Below are 17,407 nucleotides of genomic sequence, written 5' to 3'. Positions count from 1 at the left end.
CGTCCAGAGGACGAGGCAGCCGCTGCAGCGCTTCGGGCCCCGCACCTGAGCGGACGCCAGCATATGCCTCGGCCATCACGTCGAGGCACTGCCGCGCGTAAGTCCTGCGTCAAGTTGCGGCGTTACCCTCCGTCCATCCCCGCCAGACCGAATTCAAATACCTTGAGGACCCGTAAATGCGTTTGATCCTGTTGGGCGCGCCTGGCGCCGGCAAAGGCACGCAAGCCAAGTTCATCTGCGAGAAGTTCGGCATTCCGCAAATCTCCACGGGCGACATGCTGCGCGCCGCGGTGAAGGCCGGTACGCCGCTGGGCATCGAAGCCAAGAAGGTGATGGACGCAGGCGGACTGGTGTCGGATGACATCATTATCGGCCTGGTGAAGGACCGTCTTAAGCAGCCCGATTGCGAGAAGGGCTACCTGTTCGACGGTTTCCCGCGCACGATTCCCCAGGCCGAGGCCATGAAGGAAGCCGGCGTGGCCATCGACTACGTGCTGGAAATCGACGTGCCGTTCGACGCCATCATCGAACGCATGAGCGGCCGCCGCGTCCACGTGGCGTCGGGCCGTACCTATCACGTCCGCTTCAACCCGCCGAAGACCGCCAACGTTGACGACGAGACCGGCGAGCCGCTGATCCAGCGCGACGACGACAAGGAAGAAACGGTGCGCAAGCGCCTGGACGTCTACTCGCAGCAAACGCGTCCGCTGGTCGATTACTACTCGGACTGGGCCGCCAAGGGCGACGCCTCGGCCAAGGTCGCCCCGCCGAAGTACCGCAAGATCGCCGGTGTGGGCGACGTGGACAAGATCACGGCCAGCGTGTTCGAAGCGCTGAAGTAATCTGGTGCTTGGTTGGTGGTGGTGAAAAAAGCTCAGCTTCGGCTGGGCTTTTTTGTTTTTGGGCTTCTCTACCCGCCTGTTTTGCTCCCCTCTCCCGCTAGGCGGGAGAGGGGCTGGGGGAGAGGGCAGGCGTTTCGCCCGTGACAAGCGTGGTTAGGACTTGATGCGCTGGCCCTCTCCCCCGCCCCTCTCCCAAAGGGAGAGGGGAGCAAACCAAGCGCGGGAGAAACTGCTTAGTGGTCGTGCGGGTTTCCTGAGCCCACAATTTACGTTAACGTAAACGGCACTCAAACCTACACCACAAGGAGACAGGCGGATGGATATCCAGGGCAACGTTTTCATCGTTACGGGCGGCGCGTCGGGGTTGGGCGCGGGTACGGCGCGGATGCTGGCGGCGGCGGGCGGCAAGGTGGTAATCGCCGATCTCAACGAGGCCGCCGGTACGGCGCTGGCGCAGGAACTGGGCGGGCAGTTCGTCAAATGCGATGTCAGTTCGGAAGCCGATGGCCAGGCTGCTGTGGATGCTGCGCAGAAGCTTGGCAGGCTGGCAGGGCTGGTGAACTGCGCGGGCATCGCGGTGGCGTCCAAGACGGTGGGCAAGAACGGTCCGCATCCGCTCGATGCCTTCGAGAAGACCATCCGCGTGAACCTGATCGGCACCTTCAACATGACGCGCCTGGCTGCAGCGGCGATGGTGCAAAACACGCCGGACGCCGAAGGCGAGCGTGGCGTGATCATCAATACCGCCTCGGTGGCGGCGTTCGATGGCCAGATCGGGCAAGCTGCCTATGCGGCGTCGAAGGGTGGCGTGGTCGGCATGACGCTGGCCATTGCGCGTGATCTCGCGCGTGACGGCGTGCGCTGCATGACCATCGCCCCGGGCCTGTTCGAGACACCGATGCTGATGAGCATGCCGCAGGAAGTACAGGATGCACTCGGCAAGATGGTGCCGTTCCCACCGCGTCTGGGCCGCCCCACCGAGTACGCCAAGCTGGCGCAAGCCATCATCGGCAACACGATGATGAATGGCGAAGTGATCCGCCTTGATGGCGCGATCCGGATGCAGCCGAAGTAAGATCGAAGCGCTACTCCGCCGGCATCAGCATCGCCAGCATCATCCCCGGCGCGGCGGGCGGCACGAGCGTCAATTGCTCGAAGGTAATCAGGCCGCGCGCCGGGTGGTGAAACCCGCGCCGGCCGCCCTGCCGCTCCTCCACGTCCTGCGAACGCCATGCGTTGGCAAACGCCGGACTGTCCGCCATCAGTTGCTCGATCAGCGCACGCGTCGGCGGGTCTTCGGCGTGACGCAAACTATGCACACGGAACTCGGCCACAAGCCGCGCTGCGCGGTGCGGCCAGTCAGCCACCAGCGCCTGCAGCGCGGGCGACAGGAACATCGCGCGCAACAGATTCTTCTCGCCCGACGCCGCGTCCAGCCATCCCATGAACAGATCGGCCGCCGCCTGGTTCCAGGCCAGCGCCGTCCATTGGCGATCCAGCAGATAGGCCGGCACGCCAATCGTATGAACACTGGCCAGCAAGGCTGGCGGGACGCCGGGGTCGGCTTCGGATCGGGGCTCGGGTTTGCCGGCGAGCGCGAAGAGGTAGGCACGCTCCGCGCGGGACAGCCGCAGCGCCTGCGCCAGGCTGTGCAGCGCGCGCCCCGACATCGTCACAGGCCGGCCCTGCTCCAGCCAAGTCACCCATGTCGCACTCAGTCCCGCCAGTTGCGCCACTTCCTCGCGCCGCAGACCCGGCGTGCGGCGGCGCCGGCCATCCGGCAGGCCAACTTCGGCCGGCGACAGGCGCTCGCGGTGACTGCGCAGGAAGGCGCCGAGTTCGCTATCCCGCGAGACTGAGGAGACGGGCTGGGATGGGGAGTCGAGGGGTTCCACAGGCATGGTGGTGATTCTTATACCAGGATAAATCGGTGACTTGTACCGGGAAAAAGCGAGGTCTACAGTACGTGAACCCCGGGCCCAGGGCAATGAAATCCGAATCCCCCTCCACAAGAACGAGGCACCTCCCATGCAACAACAAGAACTCGTCGCCGCCCAGTTCGGCGCCACCGCCAGTGCGTACCTGACCAGCGCCGTCCACGCCCAGGGCGCGGACCTCGAACAACTCAGACAGGCATTGGCTCACCTGAAGCCCGTGGCTCACAGCCGCGTGCTGGACCTCGGTTGCGGCGCGGGCCACGCGAGCTTTGCTGCAGCCTCGATGGCAAACGAAGTGGTGGCTTACGATCTCTCCGCCGAAATGCTCGGCGTGGTGGCGGCAGCGGCCACGGATCGCGGTCTCGCCAACATCCGCACGCAACAGGGCGCCGCCGAAACCCTCCCATTTGACGACGCCAGCTTCTGCGCGGTGGTATCGCGCATGAGCGCGCATCACTGGCGCGACGTGCCCGCCGCCCTGCGTGAAATCCGTCGCGTGGTGAAGCCAGGCGGCAAGGTGGTATTGATCGATATCGTCGGCGCCGAGGACCCGCTGTGCGATACGTGGCTCCAGTCCGTCGAACTGCTGCGCGATCCGTCGCATATCCGCGACTACACGCCCACGGGCTGGACGCAACTGTTCAGGGATGCCGGCTTCGATGTCGAGGTCTCGCCGGTCTGGCGCATCGAGATCGAATTCGCCAGTTGGGTGGCCCGGATGCGCACGCCCGAGGTGGCGCAAGCCGCCATTCGCCACCTGTGGGACAAGGCACCCGCCGAAGTGCGTGAGCGCTATCGCGTGCAGGCCGATGGCAGCTTCGCGCTGGAAGCGGCGCTCTTCACCGCCTCGCCCCAGTAAGCCGGCAAGTCAGTCAGTCACCGCTTCGGCTGGAATCGGCATGGTCTGGACCATGTTCCAGACTGCGGCGGCGGCTGGCGATAGCGAGCGGTCCTCACGTCGGACCATGACGATGTTGCGGTCCTCGCGCGGCATCAATGGCCGCGCGACCAGCGGCGACGCCGCCGGCAACGGCAACGAGAACGACGGCAGCACCGAGGCGCCGATCCCCGCCTCTACCATCCCGAATACGCTGGCTGAATGCCCCAGCTCCTGCACCACGTGGGGCACCACGCCATGGCGAGCCAGGATGCGATCGATCAACGGCCGGCTGCCGGACGCAAAGTCGAGCAGCACCAGCCGCTCCCCATGCAGTGCACGCCAGGGCACCGATTCGGCCTGCGCCAGTGGATGATCGCGGCGGCAGACGAAGCAGAATGGATCGGTCGCCAGCGGCGATATCGTCAGGCCGTCGCGGGTCAGCGGATCGATCAGCACGCCGAAATCCACTGCCCCCGCACGGATCTGTTCCAGGCCGTCGGCCTGCACGTTGTCGCGGACATATAGCCGGATTTCCGGATACTCGGCCGCGCAGGCCGACACGTACATCGGCATCAGCCGCGCCGAGATCGTAGGCGCGCTGGCGATCACCACCCTCCCCCGATAACGCTCGCCAAGTTGGCGGGTCTCTTCCAGCGTGTCGTCGAGCTGGCCCAGAAGTCGCTCCAGAGCGGGAACAAGCGCGGTGCCGGCATCGGTCAGGACCACCTCGCGCGTAGTGCGGTCGAGCAAACGTATGCCAAGCGCCTCTTCAAGCTCCGCCACCCCGCGGCTGACGGCGGGCTGGGTGAGGCCGACGGCATCTGCCGCCCGGCTGAAGCTGCCGTGCGCCGCCACCGCGAGAAAAACCCGCAACTGCCGCAGTGTGTAATTCATGCAACTACGAAATATATGGATGCAATAAATGAATTTGCATTCTAGACAAGACAAGCGAACAATACCAAGCGGAAACCCTTAAGCACTATCCCCAATGTCAGCCATCCTCGCCCCTTTCAAAAAGATCTACGACCTTATCGACGGGTTCGTGCTGATCATGCTCTGCGCCATCGGCGTGGCGCTGCTCGCACCCGAAATCGGTGCCGGTGACGGCCCGCTGCAACTTGGCACCGTGACCAGTCTTGGGGTCGCGCTGGTGTTCTTCCTGCACGGCGCGGCGCTGTCGCGCGACAAGCTCGTGTCCGGTGCCAAGCACTGGCGCCTGCATGTGTTCGTGCAGTCGTTCACGTACATCGTGTTCCCGATCGTGGGTGTGCTGCTGATGTTGTCGCTGCGCAACCAGTTGCCGCCTGAGTTGTTGCTGGGCGTGTTCTACCTGTGCGCGCTGCCGTCCACCGTGTCGTCCTCCGTGGCCATGACGTCGATGGCGCGCGGCAACGTACCGGGCGCCATCTTCAACGCCACCATCTCCGGCCTGATCGGTATGGCGCTGACCCCGCTGCTGATGGGTCTGGTGATCAGCGCCAGCGGCGCCTCGATGCCGCTGGGTCGTGCACTGATGGGCGTGGCGCTGCAACTGCTGCTGCCGTTTGCGCTGGGCCAGGCGGCACGTCCGCTGATCGGCAAGTGGCTGGCCACCAAGAAGCAGATCACCACCAAGATCGACCGCGGCGTGATCGTGCTGATCGTGTATTCGTCGTTCTGCGATGCCACCGCTGCGGGCCTGTGGCACCAGTATTCGTGGCAGACCATTGGTGCCGTGATGGGTATCGCCGCCGTGATGTTGTTCGTGATTCTCGGCACGACCACCTTCGTCGCACGTCGCCTTGGTTTCTCGATCGAAGACGAGATCACTGCCGTGTTCTGCGGCTCGAAGAAGAGCCTGGCCAACGGTATCCCGATGGCCAAGATCCTGTTTGCCGGCCACCCGGCATTGGGCCTGCTGGTGCTGCCGCTGATGGTGTATCACCAGTTGCAACTGATCGTCTGCTCGGTCATCGCGTCGCGCTATGCGCAGCGGGACGATGTGGAGGAACGGGGGGCGGTGCGGGCTTGATTTGAGTTTGCTGCGGTAATGAAAAAACGGCGCTTTGGCGCCGTTTTTTTGTTGCTGCTTGCTCCTGCCTTGTTTGTACTCCCCTCTCCCGCATGGCGGGAGAGGGGTTGGGGGAGAGGGCTGGAGGGTCTGCTTGCCGACCACATCGCCATTTGAACTGCTGACCCTCTCCCCCGCCCCTCTCCCGCTCGCGGGAGAGGGGAGAAAACCGGGAGTAATTGAGCACTACACCGACGGATTTTTCGACAGCGGCGGGTTCTTCGCAAAGTACGCCTTGATGCCGCGCAGGATGGCGTTGGCCAGTTGTTCCTGGTGGGCGTCGTCGTTGAGCTTGCGTTCTTCCTCGGGATTGCTGATGAAGGCGGTCTCGATCAGGATCGATGGGATGTCCGGTGCCTTGAGCACGGCAAACCCGGCCTGTTCCACGCTGCCCTTGTGCAGCCGGTTGATGCCGCCGATCTCCTGCAGCACGGCCTTGCCGACCTGCATGCTGTCGTTGATCTGCGCCGTGGTGGAGAGATCGAGCAGCACGCGCGAGACCTGGGCATCCTTGTTGCCCATGTTTGTGCCGCCGATCAGGTCGGCGTTGTTTTCCTTGTTCGCCAGCCAGCGCGCAGCGGAACTCGATGCGCCGCGCTCGGACAATGCAAACACCGAGGCGCCGCTTGCCGTGGGCTGCACGAAGGCATCGGCGTGGATCGAGACAAACAGGTCCGCCTGCACGCGGCGGGCCTTCTGCACGCGCACGTTCAGCGGCACGAAGAAGTCCGAATCGCGCGTCATCATGGCGCGCATGTTCGGCTCGGAATCGATCTTCTTGCGCAGGCGGTGCGCGATCTGCAGCACCACGTCCTTCTCGCGCGAACCCGCTGCGCCGGTGGCGCCGGGGTCTTCACCACCATGGCCCGGATCGAGCGCCACGGTCAGCAGGCGGCGCATCTTGAACTGGCTTGGCGGCGGTACGTTGGTTTGTGCCACCGGCGGCGGCACCGCCACGGCGGCGGGCTTCTCGGGCGTGGGCTTCGGCTTCACGGTTGCCACCACGGGCGGCGGCGCGGTCGTGGCCGGCGGCAACTGGCCGCGATCCTCGAACTTGCGGACGATGGCGCCAATCGCGTCTTCCTCGGCACCGGCCGGGGCGCCTGCGATCTGCTGTTCGGCGCCGTGCGGCGGTGGCGTGGAGGCAAAGCGGCGCTGCTTGTCTTCGGTATCGCGCACCAGTTTCCAGAGCGGATCGGGCGGATTGACCGGATACAGGTCGAACACCAGCCGGTTGCGATAGTCGCCAATCGGCAGCAGCGTGAACACCTGCGGGGAAACGTCTTCCTTGAGATCGAACACCATCCGCACGACCTTCGGGCGGTTCTGGCCCACGCGCACGGACTGGATGTATGGGTCATTCGACGTGATCTTGGCGACCAGCTCGCGCAGCGTGGGCGAGAGGTCCAGCCCGTCGATATCGACCACCAGCCGATCCGGGTTGCGGATCATCTGGTGGACAGCGACGAGCTTTTCGTCGGATTCGATGGTGACGCGCGTGTAGTCCTCGGCGGGCCAGACGCGCACGGCGACGATGCCGGCGCCCGACGCAATCTGCGGGCCGGCCAGCGTCAGCACAACCGTCCCGGCGCTGACCTTCAGGGCCTGCGCCATCCATTTGCGGCGGGCCTGGAACAGTCCGTCGGGTCCATCGGGTCGGTCGGTGGCAAGTCGCTTGATCAGCATGCGTTCAGCAAGGTAAGTCCAAGGGGAGTATAGGCGCGCAGGGTGGCCATGCGACGATCGGCGCCCGCTTCGGCATCGTTATCGGCTGGATTGGCGCCATTTTCAACCGCGGATTGCACACGGTTGTCCGATTGGAGCAACACGTGCAGGTCGGGTTCCCCTAACAGTCGCCCCGCTTTCTCGGGCCACTCCACCAGGTTGAAGGCCGGTTCGGCGAAACAGTCCCGGAAGCCAGCGTCGATCCACTCCTCGGGATCGGCAAAGCGGTACAGGTCGAAGTGGTAGACGGTGAGCGGCGAGCCGTCGGCGCGCGCCACGGCGTAGGGCTCGCACAGCGTGTAGGTGGGGCTGCGCACCTTGCCGGCGTGGCCCAGCGCGCGCAGCACGGCGCGTGAGAGCGTGGTCTTGCCCGCGCCCAGGTCGCCGGAAAGCTGCACATGGACCGTGCGCGGCGGCATATTGCGGACGGCTCCGGCCAGCGCAGCGCCGAACCGTTCGGTGGCGGCTTCGTCAGGCAGCGGCAGGATGCGTTCTTCGAGCAGGGGCATTGCGTACAATTCAGGGATGATCGACCGTGCAGTGCCCGCCCCGTCCCCCGAATCTACAGAGACAGATCCCGCGCCGGCGCATGCCAGTCCAGCTTCCGAAGCCTCCGATGCTTCGCAGGCGGACCTGGCTGCGCTGGCGGCGTCCGTTCGCGCCTGGGGCGCCGAACTCGGTTTCGATGCGGTCCGCATCGCGGACGTGGACCTTCGGCATGCCGAAGCGGGCCTGCTGGCGTGGCTGCAGGCGGGCTACCACGGCGACATGGATTATATGGCGAACCACGGTACAAAGCGCGCCCGTCCCGGCGAACTCGTGCCCGGTACGGTACGTGCCATCGTGGCCCGCATGCCCTACCTCCCCGCGCAGGGTCCCGACGACTGGCGCGGCCACGAACAGGCCCGGCTCGACGACCCGGCCACGGCCGTGATCTCGCTCTACGCCCGGGGCCGCGACTATCACAAGGTGCTGCGCAACCGCCTGCAGCAACTGGCCGCGCGCATCGAGACCGCCATCGGCGCGTTCGGCTACCGCGTCTTTACCGATTCGGCACCCGTCATGGAAGTGGCGCTGGCCAGCCAGGGCGGACTCGGCTGGCGAGGCAAGCACACGCTGCTGCTGGATCGGGAGGGTGGCTCGATGTTCTTCCTCGGCGAGATCCTCGTCGATATCCCGCTGCCGGCCGATCCCGCCACGGAACCGCATTGCGGCCAGTGCCGCCGCTGCATCGACGTGTGTCCCACGCAGGCTATCCTGGCGCCCTACCGGCTCGATGCGCGCCGTTGTATTTCTTACCTGACGATCGAGCACAAGGGCGCCATCCCGGAAGCATTGCGCGCGCCGATGGGCAATCGCATCTACGGCTGCGACGACTGCCAGGTAGCGTGCCCCTGGAACAAGTTCGCGCACCGCGCCACGCTGCCCGATTTCGATGTGCGCAACGGCTTCGATGCGCCCGACATGGTGGAGTTGTTCGAATGGAGCGAGGCTGAGTTCAACCAGCGCCTGGAAGGCAGCCCGATTCGACGCATCGGGCATGAACGGTGGCTGCGCAATCTTGCCGTGGGGCTGGGGAATGGTCTGCGAAGTGCGGGGGTGAATGATCCGGTGCTGGCGGAGCGGATTCGTGCGGCGCTGATGGCGCGTCTGGATGAGGCGACACCGCTGGTGCGGGAGCATATCGAGTGGGCGTTGGGGCAGGAAACCTCGCCACTCCCAACTGTTTTGGTTCCCCTCTCCCGCGAGCGGGAGAGGGGTTAGGGGAGAGGGCCGGCGTTTCGCCCGTCACAAGCCTGGTCAGGACTTGATGCGCTGGCCCTCTCCCCCGCCCCTCTCCCGCACGCGGGAGAGGGGAGCAAAACACGGCAGGGAAAATTCATTCCACCAGCACCAACCAGAACGGCGTGGTCACCACCGCCGCAATCGTCATCGCGGAAATCGTCGCGGCCACCATCGGCCCATTGCCGCCCATCCGCACAGCCAGGATGTACGCGCTCGATGCGGTGGGCAGCGAGGCGTAGAGCACCACGATCTGATACTGCAGCGTCGTCAGCGGCAGATACTTTCCGACGATCCACGCGAAGCACGGCATGGCCAGCAGCTTCACGCCGGTCCACCAGGCCATCGGCCCCAGCGTGCCGGTGGCGCCGCTGATCTGCAATCCCGCGCCCACGGTCATCAGGCCCAGCGCCGTCGATGCGGAGCCGAGCCGGTTCAGCGTCATCGCCACCACATCGGGCGGATGCAGCCCCAGCAGGTTCGTGATGAGCCCCGTGGCCGTGGCCAGGATCAGCGGGTTGCGCGCCAGCTCGCGCAGCAGCTTGGCCTCGCCGTGGCGGGCCAGCGCCCAGACGGCCACCACGTTGCACGCGGGCACCGTGACGCCCACCACCAGCGCCATCAGCGCCAGCCCCTCGCCGCCGCCGAGCCGCGCGGCCAGCGCCAGGCCGATATACGAGTTGAAGCGGAACGCAGTCTGCAGGCCCGAGGCGAAATCCACCGGGTCTGGCCGCAACACGAACTTGACCAGATAGCCGGTGGCGATGCCGAAGGTCATCGTGGCCACGGCCAGGCCCAGCATGGCGGAGGTGGAGGAGAAATCGAACGTGGCGCTGTTGGTGGACTGCAACAGCAAAGCGGGGAACAGCACGAAGTAGACCAGGCGTTCCACGCCACCCCAGAAGGCCCGGTCGAACGGGGTGTAGCGCACCAGCAGCCACCCGATGAGGATCAGGCTGAAGTCCGGCACCAGCAGCAGCGCGGCAGACATGTCTCGAATGTTTCTCTAGTTATCGTGGGTTCTGACGACCCGCTTCGTCGAAAGTGAAGGCTAGGGCAGATACGGATGGGTATTTTTTCAGAATTCCTGCAGCATGGCACGCTGAATTTCGTCTTGCCCGCAGTCCTGCCCGCACTGGCAGCCGCGGTTGTTTGCCGTCTTACATCGTCGTAGCCATGAAGTCCGCGCAGTCCCGAATCCTCCGCACGCGGCACGTCCGCCGCCTTGCCGCCTCGCTGTGTACCGCGCTGGTGCTGGGTGCGCTGTTGCCCACGGCTTCGGCCATGGAGATCGGCGGCGTACGGTTCGACGATGCGGCGCGCCTGGGTGGCAAGGAACTGCCGCTCAACGGCACCGGGCTGCGGCAGGCCTTTATCGTCAAGGGCTATGCGGCGGGACTCTACCTGCCGGAACGCGCGCGCAATGCCACGCTGGCGCTGGTCACGCCTGGTCCGAAGCGGTTGCAGATCCGGCCGCTGCGCGAGGTGGAAACCACGGCATTCGTAAAAGCCCTCAACGAAGGGCTGCGCGAGAATCATTCGGAACTGCAGCTCAAGCTGTTGTCCGACCGGGTGTCGCAACTGGAGCGCACGATGGCCCAGATAGGCCCGGCGCATCGCGGCGACATCATCAATTTCGATTTCACGCCTGACGGCGGCACGGCCATCACGCTGAACGGCATCCCTCGCGGACAAGCGATTCATGGCGAGGATTTCTACCAGGCTGTGCTGCGCATTTTCCTGGGTGAGCACCCGGTGGACCGCAACCTCAAGCGCGGACTGCTGGGCGGCTGATCCGGTAAGCCGGCGTGCCATGGCAACCCGCCCATGGCGCTCCAGTTGATGCAACCTCGCCGGACGCGATCCGTCCGGCCTTATGACGGGAGACTCTCTTCTCATGCAAGCTCGCAAAACCATCCTGACCGTGGCCATCGCCGCCGTTGCCTCCGTGGCATCGGTCGCACACGCCCAGACCGCCTACCCCACCAAGCCGATCCGCCTGATCATTCCGTTTGCACCGGGCGGCACGACCGACATCGTCGGCCGTGGCGTGGCCGACCAGATGAGCCGCATCCTGGGCCAGCCCGTGGTGGTGGAGAACCGCGCCGGTGGCGGTGGCTCGATTGGTGCCGACGCCATCGCCAAGTCGGCCCCGGACGGCTACACGATCGGTATCTCCACGGTGTCGACCATGGCCGTGAACCCGGCCTGCAACCCGAAGCTGTCGTACGACCCGATCAAGGACTTCAAGCCCATCGCCAACGTGGCGAACGTGGCGAACGTGATCGCCGTCAACCCGAGCTTCCCGGCCAAGGACTACAAGGAGTTCCTGGCCGTGCTGAAGGCCAACCCGGGCAAGTACTCGTTCGCATCGTCGGGCACCTGCGGCTTCGGCCACATGCTGGGCGAGCAGTTCAAGGTCTCGACCAAGACGTTCATGGTCCACATCCCGTACCGTGGCGCGGGCCCGGCACTGAACGACGTGCTGGCCGGCCAGGTGCCGATCATGGTGGACAACCTGCCGTCGTCGATGCCCTACATCAAGGCCGGCAAGCTGCGCCCGATCGTGGTGGCCTGGAACAAGCGCGTGGAGGGCCTGCCCGACGTGCCGACCTTCGGCGAAATGGGCCTCAAGGAGCCGAACGACCCGGCCTGGTACGGCCTGGTGGCACCGGCCGGCACGCCTGACGACGTGATCGCCAAGCTGAACGCCGCCGTGGTCAAGGCCCTGCAGGACAAGGGCTTCGCGGAGCGCCTGCGCACCGCTGGCGCCGAGCCGTCGGGCAACACCCCGGCCCAGCACGCCGCCGAAATCAAGAAGGAATTCGACAAGATGAAGAACCTGGTGAAGGTTCAGAACATCAAGCTGGAGCAGTAAGGGCTCAAGCTGCTGCTGACTCGCTCCCCTCTCCCGCACAGCGGGAGAGGGGTTGGGGGAGAGGGCAGGCGGTTGAAATCCTGACGCATACAGGCAAGGACCACAGCGATGTGGTCCTTGTTTGTTTTTGTGGCGCGCGCTGCGGCTGGCCATATCGGCAATTTGAACGGCTGGCCCTCTCCCCCGCCCCTCTCCCGCCACGCGGGAGAGGGGAGCAAACCGAGGGGACCGCTCGCGGGAGAGGGGAGCAAACCGGGAGTAGTGGCAAGCCAAAATCAGCATAGAATTCCGTATTTCCGCCCTCTCTCACCGCCATGTCTCCCAAGTTCGATGCCATCCTGCCTGCGCCGTTCGGCAAGGTTGGCGTGCGCGTCATTGGCGATCAGGTGCATGAGATCGTCTACCTGCCTGACAGCTTCGACGAGATTGCTCCCGTCGGCACATTGCTACAGCGCGTGGCGACGCAGCTTGCCGCCTACTATGACAACCCCGACTTCGTTTTCGACCTGCCGCTGGCCGCGCGCGGCACCGACTTCCAGCGCAAGGTCTGGGGGGCGATTTCCGCCGTGCCGCGTGGCGGGCTGACGACCTACGGCACCATCGCCAAATCTCTGCAAAGCATGCCGCGCGCAGTGGGTCAGGCATGCGGACAGAACTGGTTTCCGATCGTGATTCCGTGTCATCGCGTGGTGGCCGCCAATGGGCTGGGTGGTTTTGCGCACCATGGCGAGGAAGGCTTCCACCTGGGCGTCAAGCGCTGGCTGCTGCGTCACGAAGGTGCGATGTTGCTATGACGGCGGGGCTCGACGATGACCTGTCACTGGTCGACCGCTTCTGCGACGCGCTGTGGCTCGAAGACGGACTCTCCCGCAACACCATCGACGCCTATCGCCGCGACCTCGCGCTGCTGACGCGCTGGCTGCACGAGAGCGAAACGTCCACGCTGCTGGCCGTGGACGACACCGCGCTCACCGCCTACTTTGCCGCGCGCCACAGCGAGACGCGGGCGTCTTCGGCCAATCGCCGCCTCACGGTGTTCCGGCGCTTCTACCAGTGGTCGCTGCGCGAGCACATGATCGAGGCCGATCCCTGCCTGCTGCTGCGTCCTGCCAAACAGCCACCGCGTTTTCCGAAGACGCTGTCCGAAGCCAATGTCGAGGCACTGCTGGAAGCCCCCGACACCGATACGCCGCTGGGCCTGCGTGACCGCACCATGCTCGAACTGATGTACGCGAGCGGCCTGCGCGTGTCCGAACTCACCAACATGAAGACGATCGAGATCGGACTCAACGAAGGGGTAGCGCGCGTGGTGGGCGGCAAGGGCAACAAGGAGCGGCTGGTGCCGTTCGGCGCGCAGGCCGGCGACTGGCTGCGCGACTACCTCGCCGAAGCCCGCCCCGCCCTGCTCGCGGGCCGCGCCTGCGACGAACTGTTCGTCACGCAGCGCGGCGAGGGCATGACGCGCCAGGCGTTCTGGCACCTCATCAAGAAACATGCGCGCGAGGCCGGCATTCACGCGCCGCTCTCCCCGCACACGCTGCGGCACGCCTTTGCCACGCACCTGCTGAATCACGGCGCGGACCTGCGCGTGGTGCAGATGCTGCTGGGCCATGCCGATATCTCGACCACGCAGATCTACACGCACGTGGCGCGCGAGCGCCTGCGCGAACTGCACCTGCAACACCATCCGCGCGGCTGACGTGCGGAAGTCCCGATCATGAGCAAAAGCAAGCACGTCTCCGAAACCCCCGCCACGCAAATGCTGCGCAAGCAGGGTGTCACGTTCGGCGAACATCCCTACGATTACGTGGATCACGGTGGCACCGGCGAATCGGCGCGCCAGCTCGGCGTGCCCGAGCACAACGTGATCAAGACACTGGTGATGGAAGACGAAGCCGCGCGGCCGTTGATCGTGCTGATGCACGGCGACTGCTCGGTCTCGACCAAGAACCTCGCGCGGCAGATTGGCTGCAAGAGCGTGCAGCCGTGCAAGCCCGAGGTGGCCCAGCGCCATAGCGGCTACATGGTCGGCGGCACGTCGCCGTTCGGCACGAAAAAGCGCATGCCGGTCTATGTGGAAGCCTCGGTGCTGGCGCTGGACACGATCTACATCAACGGCGGACGTCGCGGCTATCTGGTCAGCATCGCGCCATCGGCGCTGACTGATCTGCTCGAAGCCAAGCCCGTCGAGTGCGCCCTGCCCGACTGATCCGCCCGCTATCCCGGCGCCGCGCTACAATCGCGCCAGCCCAAAATCAGAGCCGTCCCACGCCACAAGACCCATGTCGCCCACCATCGCCAACCTGCTGTTTGCCGTCCTCGCCTACCTGATCGGATCGGTGTCCTTCGCCGTCGTGGTCAGCAAGGCCATGGGCCTGCCCGACCCCCATACTTACGGCTCGGGCAACCCCGGCGCCACCAACGTGCTGCGTAGCGGCAGCAAGAAGGCTGCCATCCTGACGCTGATCGGCGATGGCCTGAAGGGTTTTGTGGCCGTCATGCTGGCCAAGCACCTGGGCGCCAGCTACGGCCTGGACGACACCGGCCTCGCGCTGGCCTCGCTGGCCGTGTTCCTGGGTCACCTGTTCCCGGTCTTTCACCGCTTTGCGGGCGGCAAGGGCGTAGCCACCGCAGCCGGCATCCTGTTCGCCATCGAGCCGCTGCTGGGCGCCGGCACGCTGGCTACCTGGCTCATCATCGCGGTCTTCTTCCGCTATTCCTCGCTGGCCGCCCTGATGGCCGCGATCTTCGCGCCGTTCTTCTACGTGCTGATGTTCGGCGTGGATATCATCGCCGGCGCGGTCCTCGTGATCAGCGTGCTGCTGATCGCGCGCCATCGCAGCAATATCGCGAAGCTGCTGGCGGGCAAGGAAAGCCGCATTGGGGAGAAGAAGAAGGTTTGAGGTTGAAGCACCTCACTGCGTCTTTGCTCCCCTCTCCCGCATGGCGGGAGAGGGGTTGGGGGTGAGGGCCGGAAGGTCTGCTTGCCGACCACTTCGCAGATTGAACCGCTTGCCCTCACCCCCACCCCTCTCCCGCTTGCGGGAGAGGGGAGAAAACAATCGGTGAGAGAAAGGCGAACCTAAGCCGCCTGCGCCAGCGCTGCAAACGGAAACACCATCTCCACGCGCAACCCGCCTTCTTCGCGGTTGCTGATCGATAGTCGCCCTCCGCCCTGCCTGACCAGCCGATCCACGATCGCCAGGCCCAGCCCCGAATGCGCATTGCCGCCGCGTGCCGGATCGAGCCGGACGAAAGGCATCGTCACGCGCTCGATGGCGTCTTCGGGAATGCCGGGGCCCTGGTCCTCCACGGTCAGGCGCCAGCCTTCATGCGTGCGCGCCGTGGCCACATAGACGGGCGGCTCGCCGTAGGCATAGGCGTTGTCCACGAGGTTGCCGATGATGCGGTCAAGCTGCGTGGCGATCATGCGGAAGCCGTCGCCGGCCATGAGTTCGAGCACGACATGGCGCTCCTGCTCCAGAAACGACGCCGCCAGTTCGTGGATGCGTTTATCCACCGGCACAGGCCGTGCGGTCGGTTCGCTGCTCTGGGCAAACGTCAGGAACTGTTCGACGATGGCCGACATCGATTCCACATCGCGCGTCACGCCCGCAGCGGCCTTGGGATCGGACAGCATCTCGGCGCGCAGCCGCAGCCGGGCCAGCGGGGTCTTGAGGTCGTGGGCAATGCCCGCCAGCATCGTGTTGCGTTCCTGGTCGATGCGGAACAGGTCCGCCACCATCCGATTGAAACGCTCGATCAACTGGCGCAGCTCGTGCGGACCGCGCTCGCGCAGCGGCGGCACGGCCTGCTGGCGCGACAGCTTCTCCGCCGCTTCCGCCATGTCGCGCACCGGGCGCTGGATCTGCCACGCCACGAACAGCGCGAAGATAATCGCCACGCCCACCACCAGCACCACGCCCGGCATCAGGCGGTTATCGGGCGGCGGATTGTGGACGAACAGGATCGGCATGGCGATCCAGCGATTGCGGTTCGGCAGCTTGATCCACAGGCGCGGCGTGGACAATTCATCTTCCAGCCGCACTTCGGTGCCCTGCGGCAAGCGCCGCGTGAACTGCTCCACCAGCCGGCGCGGACGGCCAGGGTTAGGCTGACCGGCCTGCTGATCGACACCCGGCGTCTCGGACACCTCGATCAGACTCGGCAGCGCCACGGGCGGCTTGGCATCAAGCGCCCGTTCGATACTGTCGAGCTGGAACATCATCTGATCGACGGAATAGTCAATCTGCTGCTGGCGGCGATCCATGCGCAGGATTGCCAGCCACGAGAAATGGCTGATCACGAGCACGGCAGCAATCAGCAGCGCCATGCGGCCGAACAGGGTGTCGATGCGGAGCTTCATTGCAGGATGCTGTCCTCGGCCTCGTCGGGCACGAACGTGTAGCCACGCCCGCGCACGGTCTGGATATAGCGTGGACGCTGCGCATCCTCATCGAGCAGCCGGCGCAGGCGCCAGATCTGCACGTCAATGCCGCGATCGCTGATGCCGTTGGCCGTGCCGTACATCAGTTCGACAATGCGCTCACGCGACAGCACTTCCAGCGGATGCATCAGCAGCAGCTTGAGCAGCGCGAACTCGGTATCGCTGATCGACACGGCCTGCCCCGCACGCTCCAGCGACCGCTGACGGAAATTCACGCGGAACGGGCCGAAGGCGATGGATTCGCGGTCTTCCGGCGCGGCGGCGGGCCGGGCCAGCTTGCGGCGCAGCACGGCGTTGATGCGCGCCAGCAGCTCGCGCGGCGAGAAAGGCTTGCCGAGGTAATCGTCGGCGCCGATTTCCAGGCCGACGATGCGGTCGATCTCGTCGCTGCGCGCGGTCAGCAGGATCACCGGAATGTCGTCGTTCTTGGCCCGCAGGTTGCGCAGCGCGGTCAGGCCATCGACCTTGGGCATCATCAGGTCGAGCACGATCAGCGCGGGCCGCTCGCGTTCGAGGCGGGCCTGCAGGCCGTCGCCGTCGTGCAGCACCGAGACGGCAAAGCCCTGGGACGTCAGGTATTCGCGCAGGAGGTCGCGCAGTTCGGGATCGTCGTCGACGACGAGGATCTGGGTAGGCTGGTTCGTTCGCATAGCCGAATGATAGACAGGCCAGCCGCCACATATTGCAAATCGGCCCGGCCGTTTTGTTTCTGGAGGTTACACCCGCGTCGCTGGTAATCCGCTGTAATAAAACCGTCCAGCCCTGAAATAGGTGGGGTGACGGCCGCACATTATGCTTGCATCCCATGACGCGCCTCGACTGGCGCCATCCCACCATTCGGCGGGTCGCCCTGTCATCGCGATGCG

General features: G+C 65.4%; 18 protein-coding genes. 11 read left to right on the top strand and 7 right to left on the bottom strand.

Annotation, left to right across the window (positions count from 1 at the left end; all coding sequences use genetic code 11):
- The first annotated feature begins 176 nt into the window (after window positions 1–176).
- Together adk and GA566_RS02805 are read left to right on the top strand one after the other, a co-directional pair.
- On the top strand, window positions 177–842 hold the full coding sequence (adk, locus tag GA566_RS02810) for an adenylate kinase (protein ID WP_137927707.1): 666 nt from the start codon (window positions 177–179) through the stop codon (window positions 840–842).
- Window positions 843–1,158: 316 nt separating this feature from the next.
- Window positions 1,159–1,917 carry a 3-hydroxyacyl-CoA dehydrogenase gene (locus GA566_RS02805; protein WP_160471549.1) on the top strand — a complete coding sequence of 253 codons (759 nt, stop codon included), beginning with the start codon at window positions 1,159–1,161 and terminating at the stop codon, window positions 1,915–1,917.
- A 10-nt stretch (window positions 1,918–1,927) separates the two neighbouring features.
- Here GA566_RS02805 and GA566_RS02800 read toward each other — a convergent pair whose 3' ends face one another.
- Complete coding sequence (locus tag GA566_RS02800; RefSeq protein ID WP_160471547.1) at window positions 1,928–2,743, bottom strand: helix-turn-helix transcriptional regulator; 816 nt, start codon at window positions 2,741–2,743, stop codon at window positions 1,928–1,930.
- A gap of 127 nt (window positions 2,744–2,870) precedes the next feature.
- On the opposite strand from GA566_RS02800, the gene GA566_RS02795 reads away from it, so the two are divergent.
- Complete coding sequence (locus GA566_RS02795) at window positions 2,871–3,638, top strand: class I SAM-dependent methyltransferase (RefSeq protein ID WP_160471545.1); 768 nt, start codon at window positions 2,871–2,873, stop codon at window positions 3,636–3,638.
- Window positions 3,639–3,647: 9 nt separating this feature from the next.
- Here the strand turns inward: GA566_RS02795 and GA566_RS02790 are convergent, their stop codons facing one another.
- Window positions 3,648–4,553 (bottom strand): LysR family transcriptional regulator, encoded by a 906-nt coding sequence (locus GA566_RS02790; RefSeq protein WP_160471543.1) that lies wholly within the window; start codon window positions 4,551–4,553, stop codon window positions 3,648–3,650.
- A gap of 94 nt (window positions 4,554–4,647) precedes the next feature.
- Between GA566_RS02790 and GA566_RS02785 the strand changes: the two genes are divergently transcribed.
- Window positions 4,648–5,670 (top strand): bile acid:sodium symporter family protein, encoded by a 1,023-nt coding sequence (locus GA566_RS02785; protein WP_137927702.1) that lies wholly within the window; start codon window positions 4,648–4,650, stop codon window positions 5,668–5,670.
- 225 nt (window positions 5,671–5,895) lie between these two features.
- Here GA566_RS02785 and GA566_RS02780 read toward each other — a convergent pair whose 3' ends face one another.
- Both GA566_RS02780 and tsaE read right to left on the bottom strand, forming a co-directional pair.
- Window positions 5,896–7,395: an N-acetylmuramoyl-L-alanine amidase gene (locus GA566_RS02780; protein WP_160471541.1), complete on the bottom strand. Its 1,500-nt coding sequence runs from the start codon at window positions 7,393–7,395 to the stop codon at window positions 5,896–5,898.
- Window positions 7,389–7,943 (bottom strand): tRNA (adenosine(37)-N6)-threonylcarbamoyltransferase complex ATPase subunit type 1 TsaE, encoded by a 555-nt coding sequence (tsaE, locus tag GA566_RS02775; RefSeq protein ID WP_160471539.1) that lies wholly within the window; start codon window positions 7,941–7,943, stop codon window positions 7,389–7,391. The genes GA566_RS02780 and tsaE overlap by 7 nt, the downstream gene beginning before the upstream one ends.
- 16 nt (window positions 7,944–7,959) lie before the next feature.
- Between tsaE and queG the strand changes: the two genes are divergently transcribed.
- Window positions 7,960–9,198, top strand: a complete 1,239-nt coding sequence (queG, locus tag GA566_RS02770; RefSeq protein WP_160471537.1) for a tRNA epoxyqueuosine(34) reductase QueG — start codon at window positions 7,960–7,962, stop codon at window positions 9,196–9,198.
- A gap of 115 nt (window positions 9,199–9,313) precedes the next feature.
- Here the strand turns inward: queG and GA566_RS02765 are convergent, their stop codons facing one another.
- Entirely contained in the window at window positions 9,314–10,207 is an 894-nt protein-coding gene (locus GA566_RS02765) for an AEC family transporter (protein ID WP_137927698.1), read from the bottom strand.
- Between the two features lie 185 nt (window positions 10,208–10,392).
- Between GA566_RS02765 and GA566_RS02760 the strand changes: the two genes are divergently transcribed.
- From GA566_RS02760 to plsY, 6 genes are all read left to right on the top strand, one after another.
- On the top strand, window positions 10,393–11,010 hold the full coding sequence (locus GA566_RS02760) for a chalcone isomerase family protein (RefSeq protein WP_137927718.1): 618 nt from the start codon (window positions 10,393–10,395) through the stop codon (window positions 11,008–11,010).
- Window positions 11,011–11,113: 103 nt separating this feature from the next.
- Entirely contained in the window at window positions 11,114–12,094 is a 981-nt protein-coding gene (locus GA566_RS02755) for a tripartite tricarboxylate transporter substrate binding protein BugE (RefSeq protein WP_137927697.1), read from the top strand.
- Between the two features lie 314 nt (window positions 12,095–12,408).
- Window positions 12,409–12,888 carry a methylated-DNA--[protein]-cysteine S-methyltransferase gene (locus GA566_RS02750; protein ID WP_137927696.1) on the top strand — a complete coding sequence of 160 codons (480 nt, stop codon included), beginning with the start codon at window positions 12,409–12,411 and terminating at the stop codon, window positions 12,886–12,888.
- Entirely contained in the window at window positions 12,885–13,793 is a 909-nt protein-coding gene (xerD, locus tag GA566_RS02745) for a site-specific tyrosine recombinase XerD (RefSeq protein WP_137927695.1), read from the top strand. Before GA566_RS02750 ends, xerD begins: the two co-directional genes overlap by 4 nt.
- An 18-nt stretch (window positions 13,794–13,811) precedes the next feature.
- Entirely contained in the window at window positions 13,812–14,303 is a 492-nt protein-coding gene (gene ybaK / locus GA566_RS02740) for a Cys-tRNA(Pro) deacylase (protein WP_137927694.1), read from the top strand.
- A gap of 73 nt (window positions 14,304–14,376) precedes the next feature.
- Window positions 14,377–14,997, top strand: coding sequence for a glycerol-3-phosphate 1-O-acyltransferase PlsY (gene plsY, locus GA566_RS02735; protein ID WP_137927693.1), 621 nt, complete (start codon window positions 14,377–14,379; stop codon window positions 14,995–14,997).
- 179 nt (window positions 14,998–15,176) lie between these two features.
- Here the strand turns inward: plsY and GA566_RS02730 are convergent, their stop codons facing one another.
- Entirely contained in the window at window positions 15,177–16,460 is a 1,284-nt protein-coding gene (locus tag GA566_RS02730; RefSeq protein WP_137927692.1) for an ATP-binding protein, read from the bottom strand.
- A complete protein-coding gene (locus GA566_RS02725; protein WP_137927691.1) occupies window positions 16,457–17,191 on the bottom strand; it encodes a response regulator in 735 nt (244 codons plus the stop codon). Before GA566_RS02725 ends, GA566_RS02730 begins: the two co-directional genes overlap by 4 nt.
- Window positions 17,192–17,407 lie beyond the last annotated feature (216 nt).

Origin of the sequence: Cupriavidus sp. SW-Y-13, from assembly GCF_009793345.1 — a bacterium.
GTDB lineage: Bacteria > Pseudomonadota > Gammaproteobacteria > Burkholderiales > Burkholderiaceae > Cupriavidus.
Note: the sequence above shows the minus strand (reverse complement) of the source record. Positions and strands in the feature narration are given on the sequence as shown.

Coding starts and splice junctions, on each gene's coding strand:
- adk (WP_137927707.1), top strand. CDS start 177: ATGCGTTTGATCCTGTTGGGCGCGCCTGGCGCCGGCAAAGGCACGCAA.
- GA566_RS02805 (WP_160471549.1), top strand. CDS start 1,159: ATGGATATCCAGGGCAACGTTTTCATCGTTACGGGCGGCGCGTCGGGG.
- GA566_RS02800 (WP_160471547.1), bottom strand. CDS start 2,743: ATGCCTGTGGAACCCCTCGACTCCCCATCCCAGCCCGTCTCCTCAGTC.
- GA566_RS02795 (WP_160471545.1), top strand. CDS start 2,871: ATGCAACAACAAGAACTCGTCGCCGCCCAGTTCGGCGCCACCGCCAGT.
- GA566_RS02790 (WP_160471543.1), bottom strand. CDS start 4,553: ATGAATTACACACTGCGGCAGTTGCGGGTTTTTCTCGCGGTGGCGGCG.
- GA566_RS02785 (WP_137927702.1), top strand. CDS start 4,648: ATGTCAGCCATCCTCGCCCCTTTCAAAAAGATCTACGACCTTATCGAC.
- GA566_RS02780 (WP_160471541.1), bottom strand. CDS start 7,395: ATGCTGATCAAGCGACTTGCCACCGACCGACCCGATGGACCCGACGGA.
- tsaE (WP_160471539.1), bottom strand. CDS start 7,943: ATGCCCCTGCTCGAAGAACGCATCCTGCCGCTGCCTGACGAAGCCGCC.
- queG (WP_160471537.1), top strand. CDS start 7,960: ATGATCGACCGTGCAGTGCCCGCCCCGTCCCCCGAATCTACAGAGACA.
- GA566_RS02765 (WP_137927698.1), bottom strand. CDS start 10,207: ATGTCTGCCGCGCTGCTGCTGGTGCCGGACTTCAGCCTGATCCTCATC.
- GA566_RS02760 (WP_137927718.1), top strand. CDS start 10,393: ATGAAGTCCGCGCAGTCCCGAATCCTCCGCACGCGGCACGTCCGCCGC.
- GA566_RS02755 (WP_137927697.1), top strand. CDS start 11,114: ATGCAAGCTCGCAAAACCATCCTGACCGTGGCCATCGCCGCCGTTGCC.
- GA566_RS02750 (WP_137927696.1), top strand. CDS start 12,409: ATGTCTCCCAAGTTCGATGCCATCCTGCCTGCGCCGTTCGGCAAGGTT.
- xerD (WP_137927695.1), top strand. CDS start 12,885: ATGACGGCGGGGCTCGACGATGACCTGTCACTGGTCGACCGCTTCTGC.
- ybaK (WP_137927694.1), top strand. CDS start 13,812: ATGAGCAAAAGCAAGCACGTCTCCGAAACCCCCGCCACGCAAATGCTG.
- plsY (WP_137927693.1), top strand. CDS start 14,377: ATGTCGCCCACCATCGCCAACCTGCTGTTTGCCGTCCTCGCCTACCTG.
- GA566_RS02730 (WP_137927692.1), bottom strand. CDS start 16,460: ATGAAGCTCCGCATCGACACCCTGTTCGGCCGCATGGCGCTGCTGATT.
- GA566_RS02725 (WP_137927691.1), bottom strand. CDS start 17,191: ATGCGAACGAACCAGCCTACCCAGATCCTCGTCGTCGACGACGATCCC.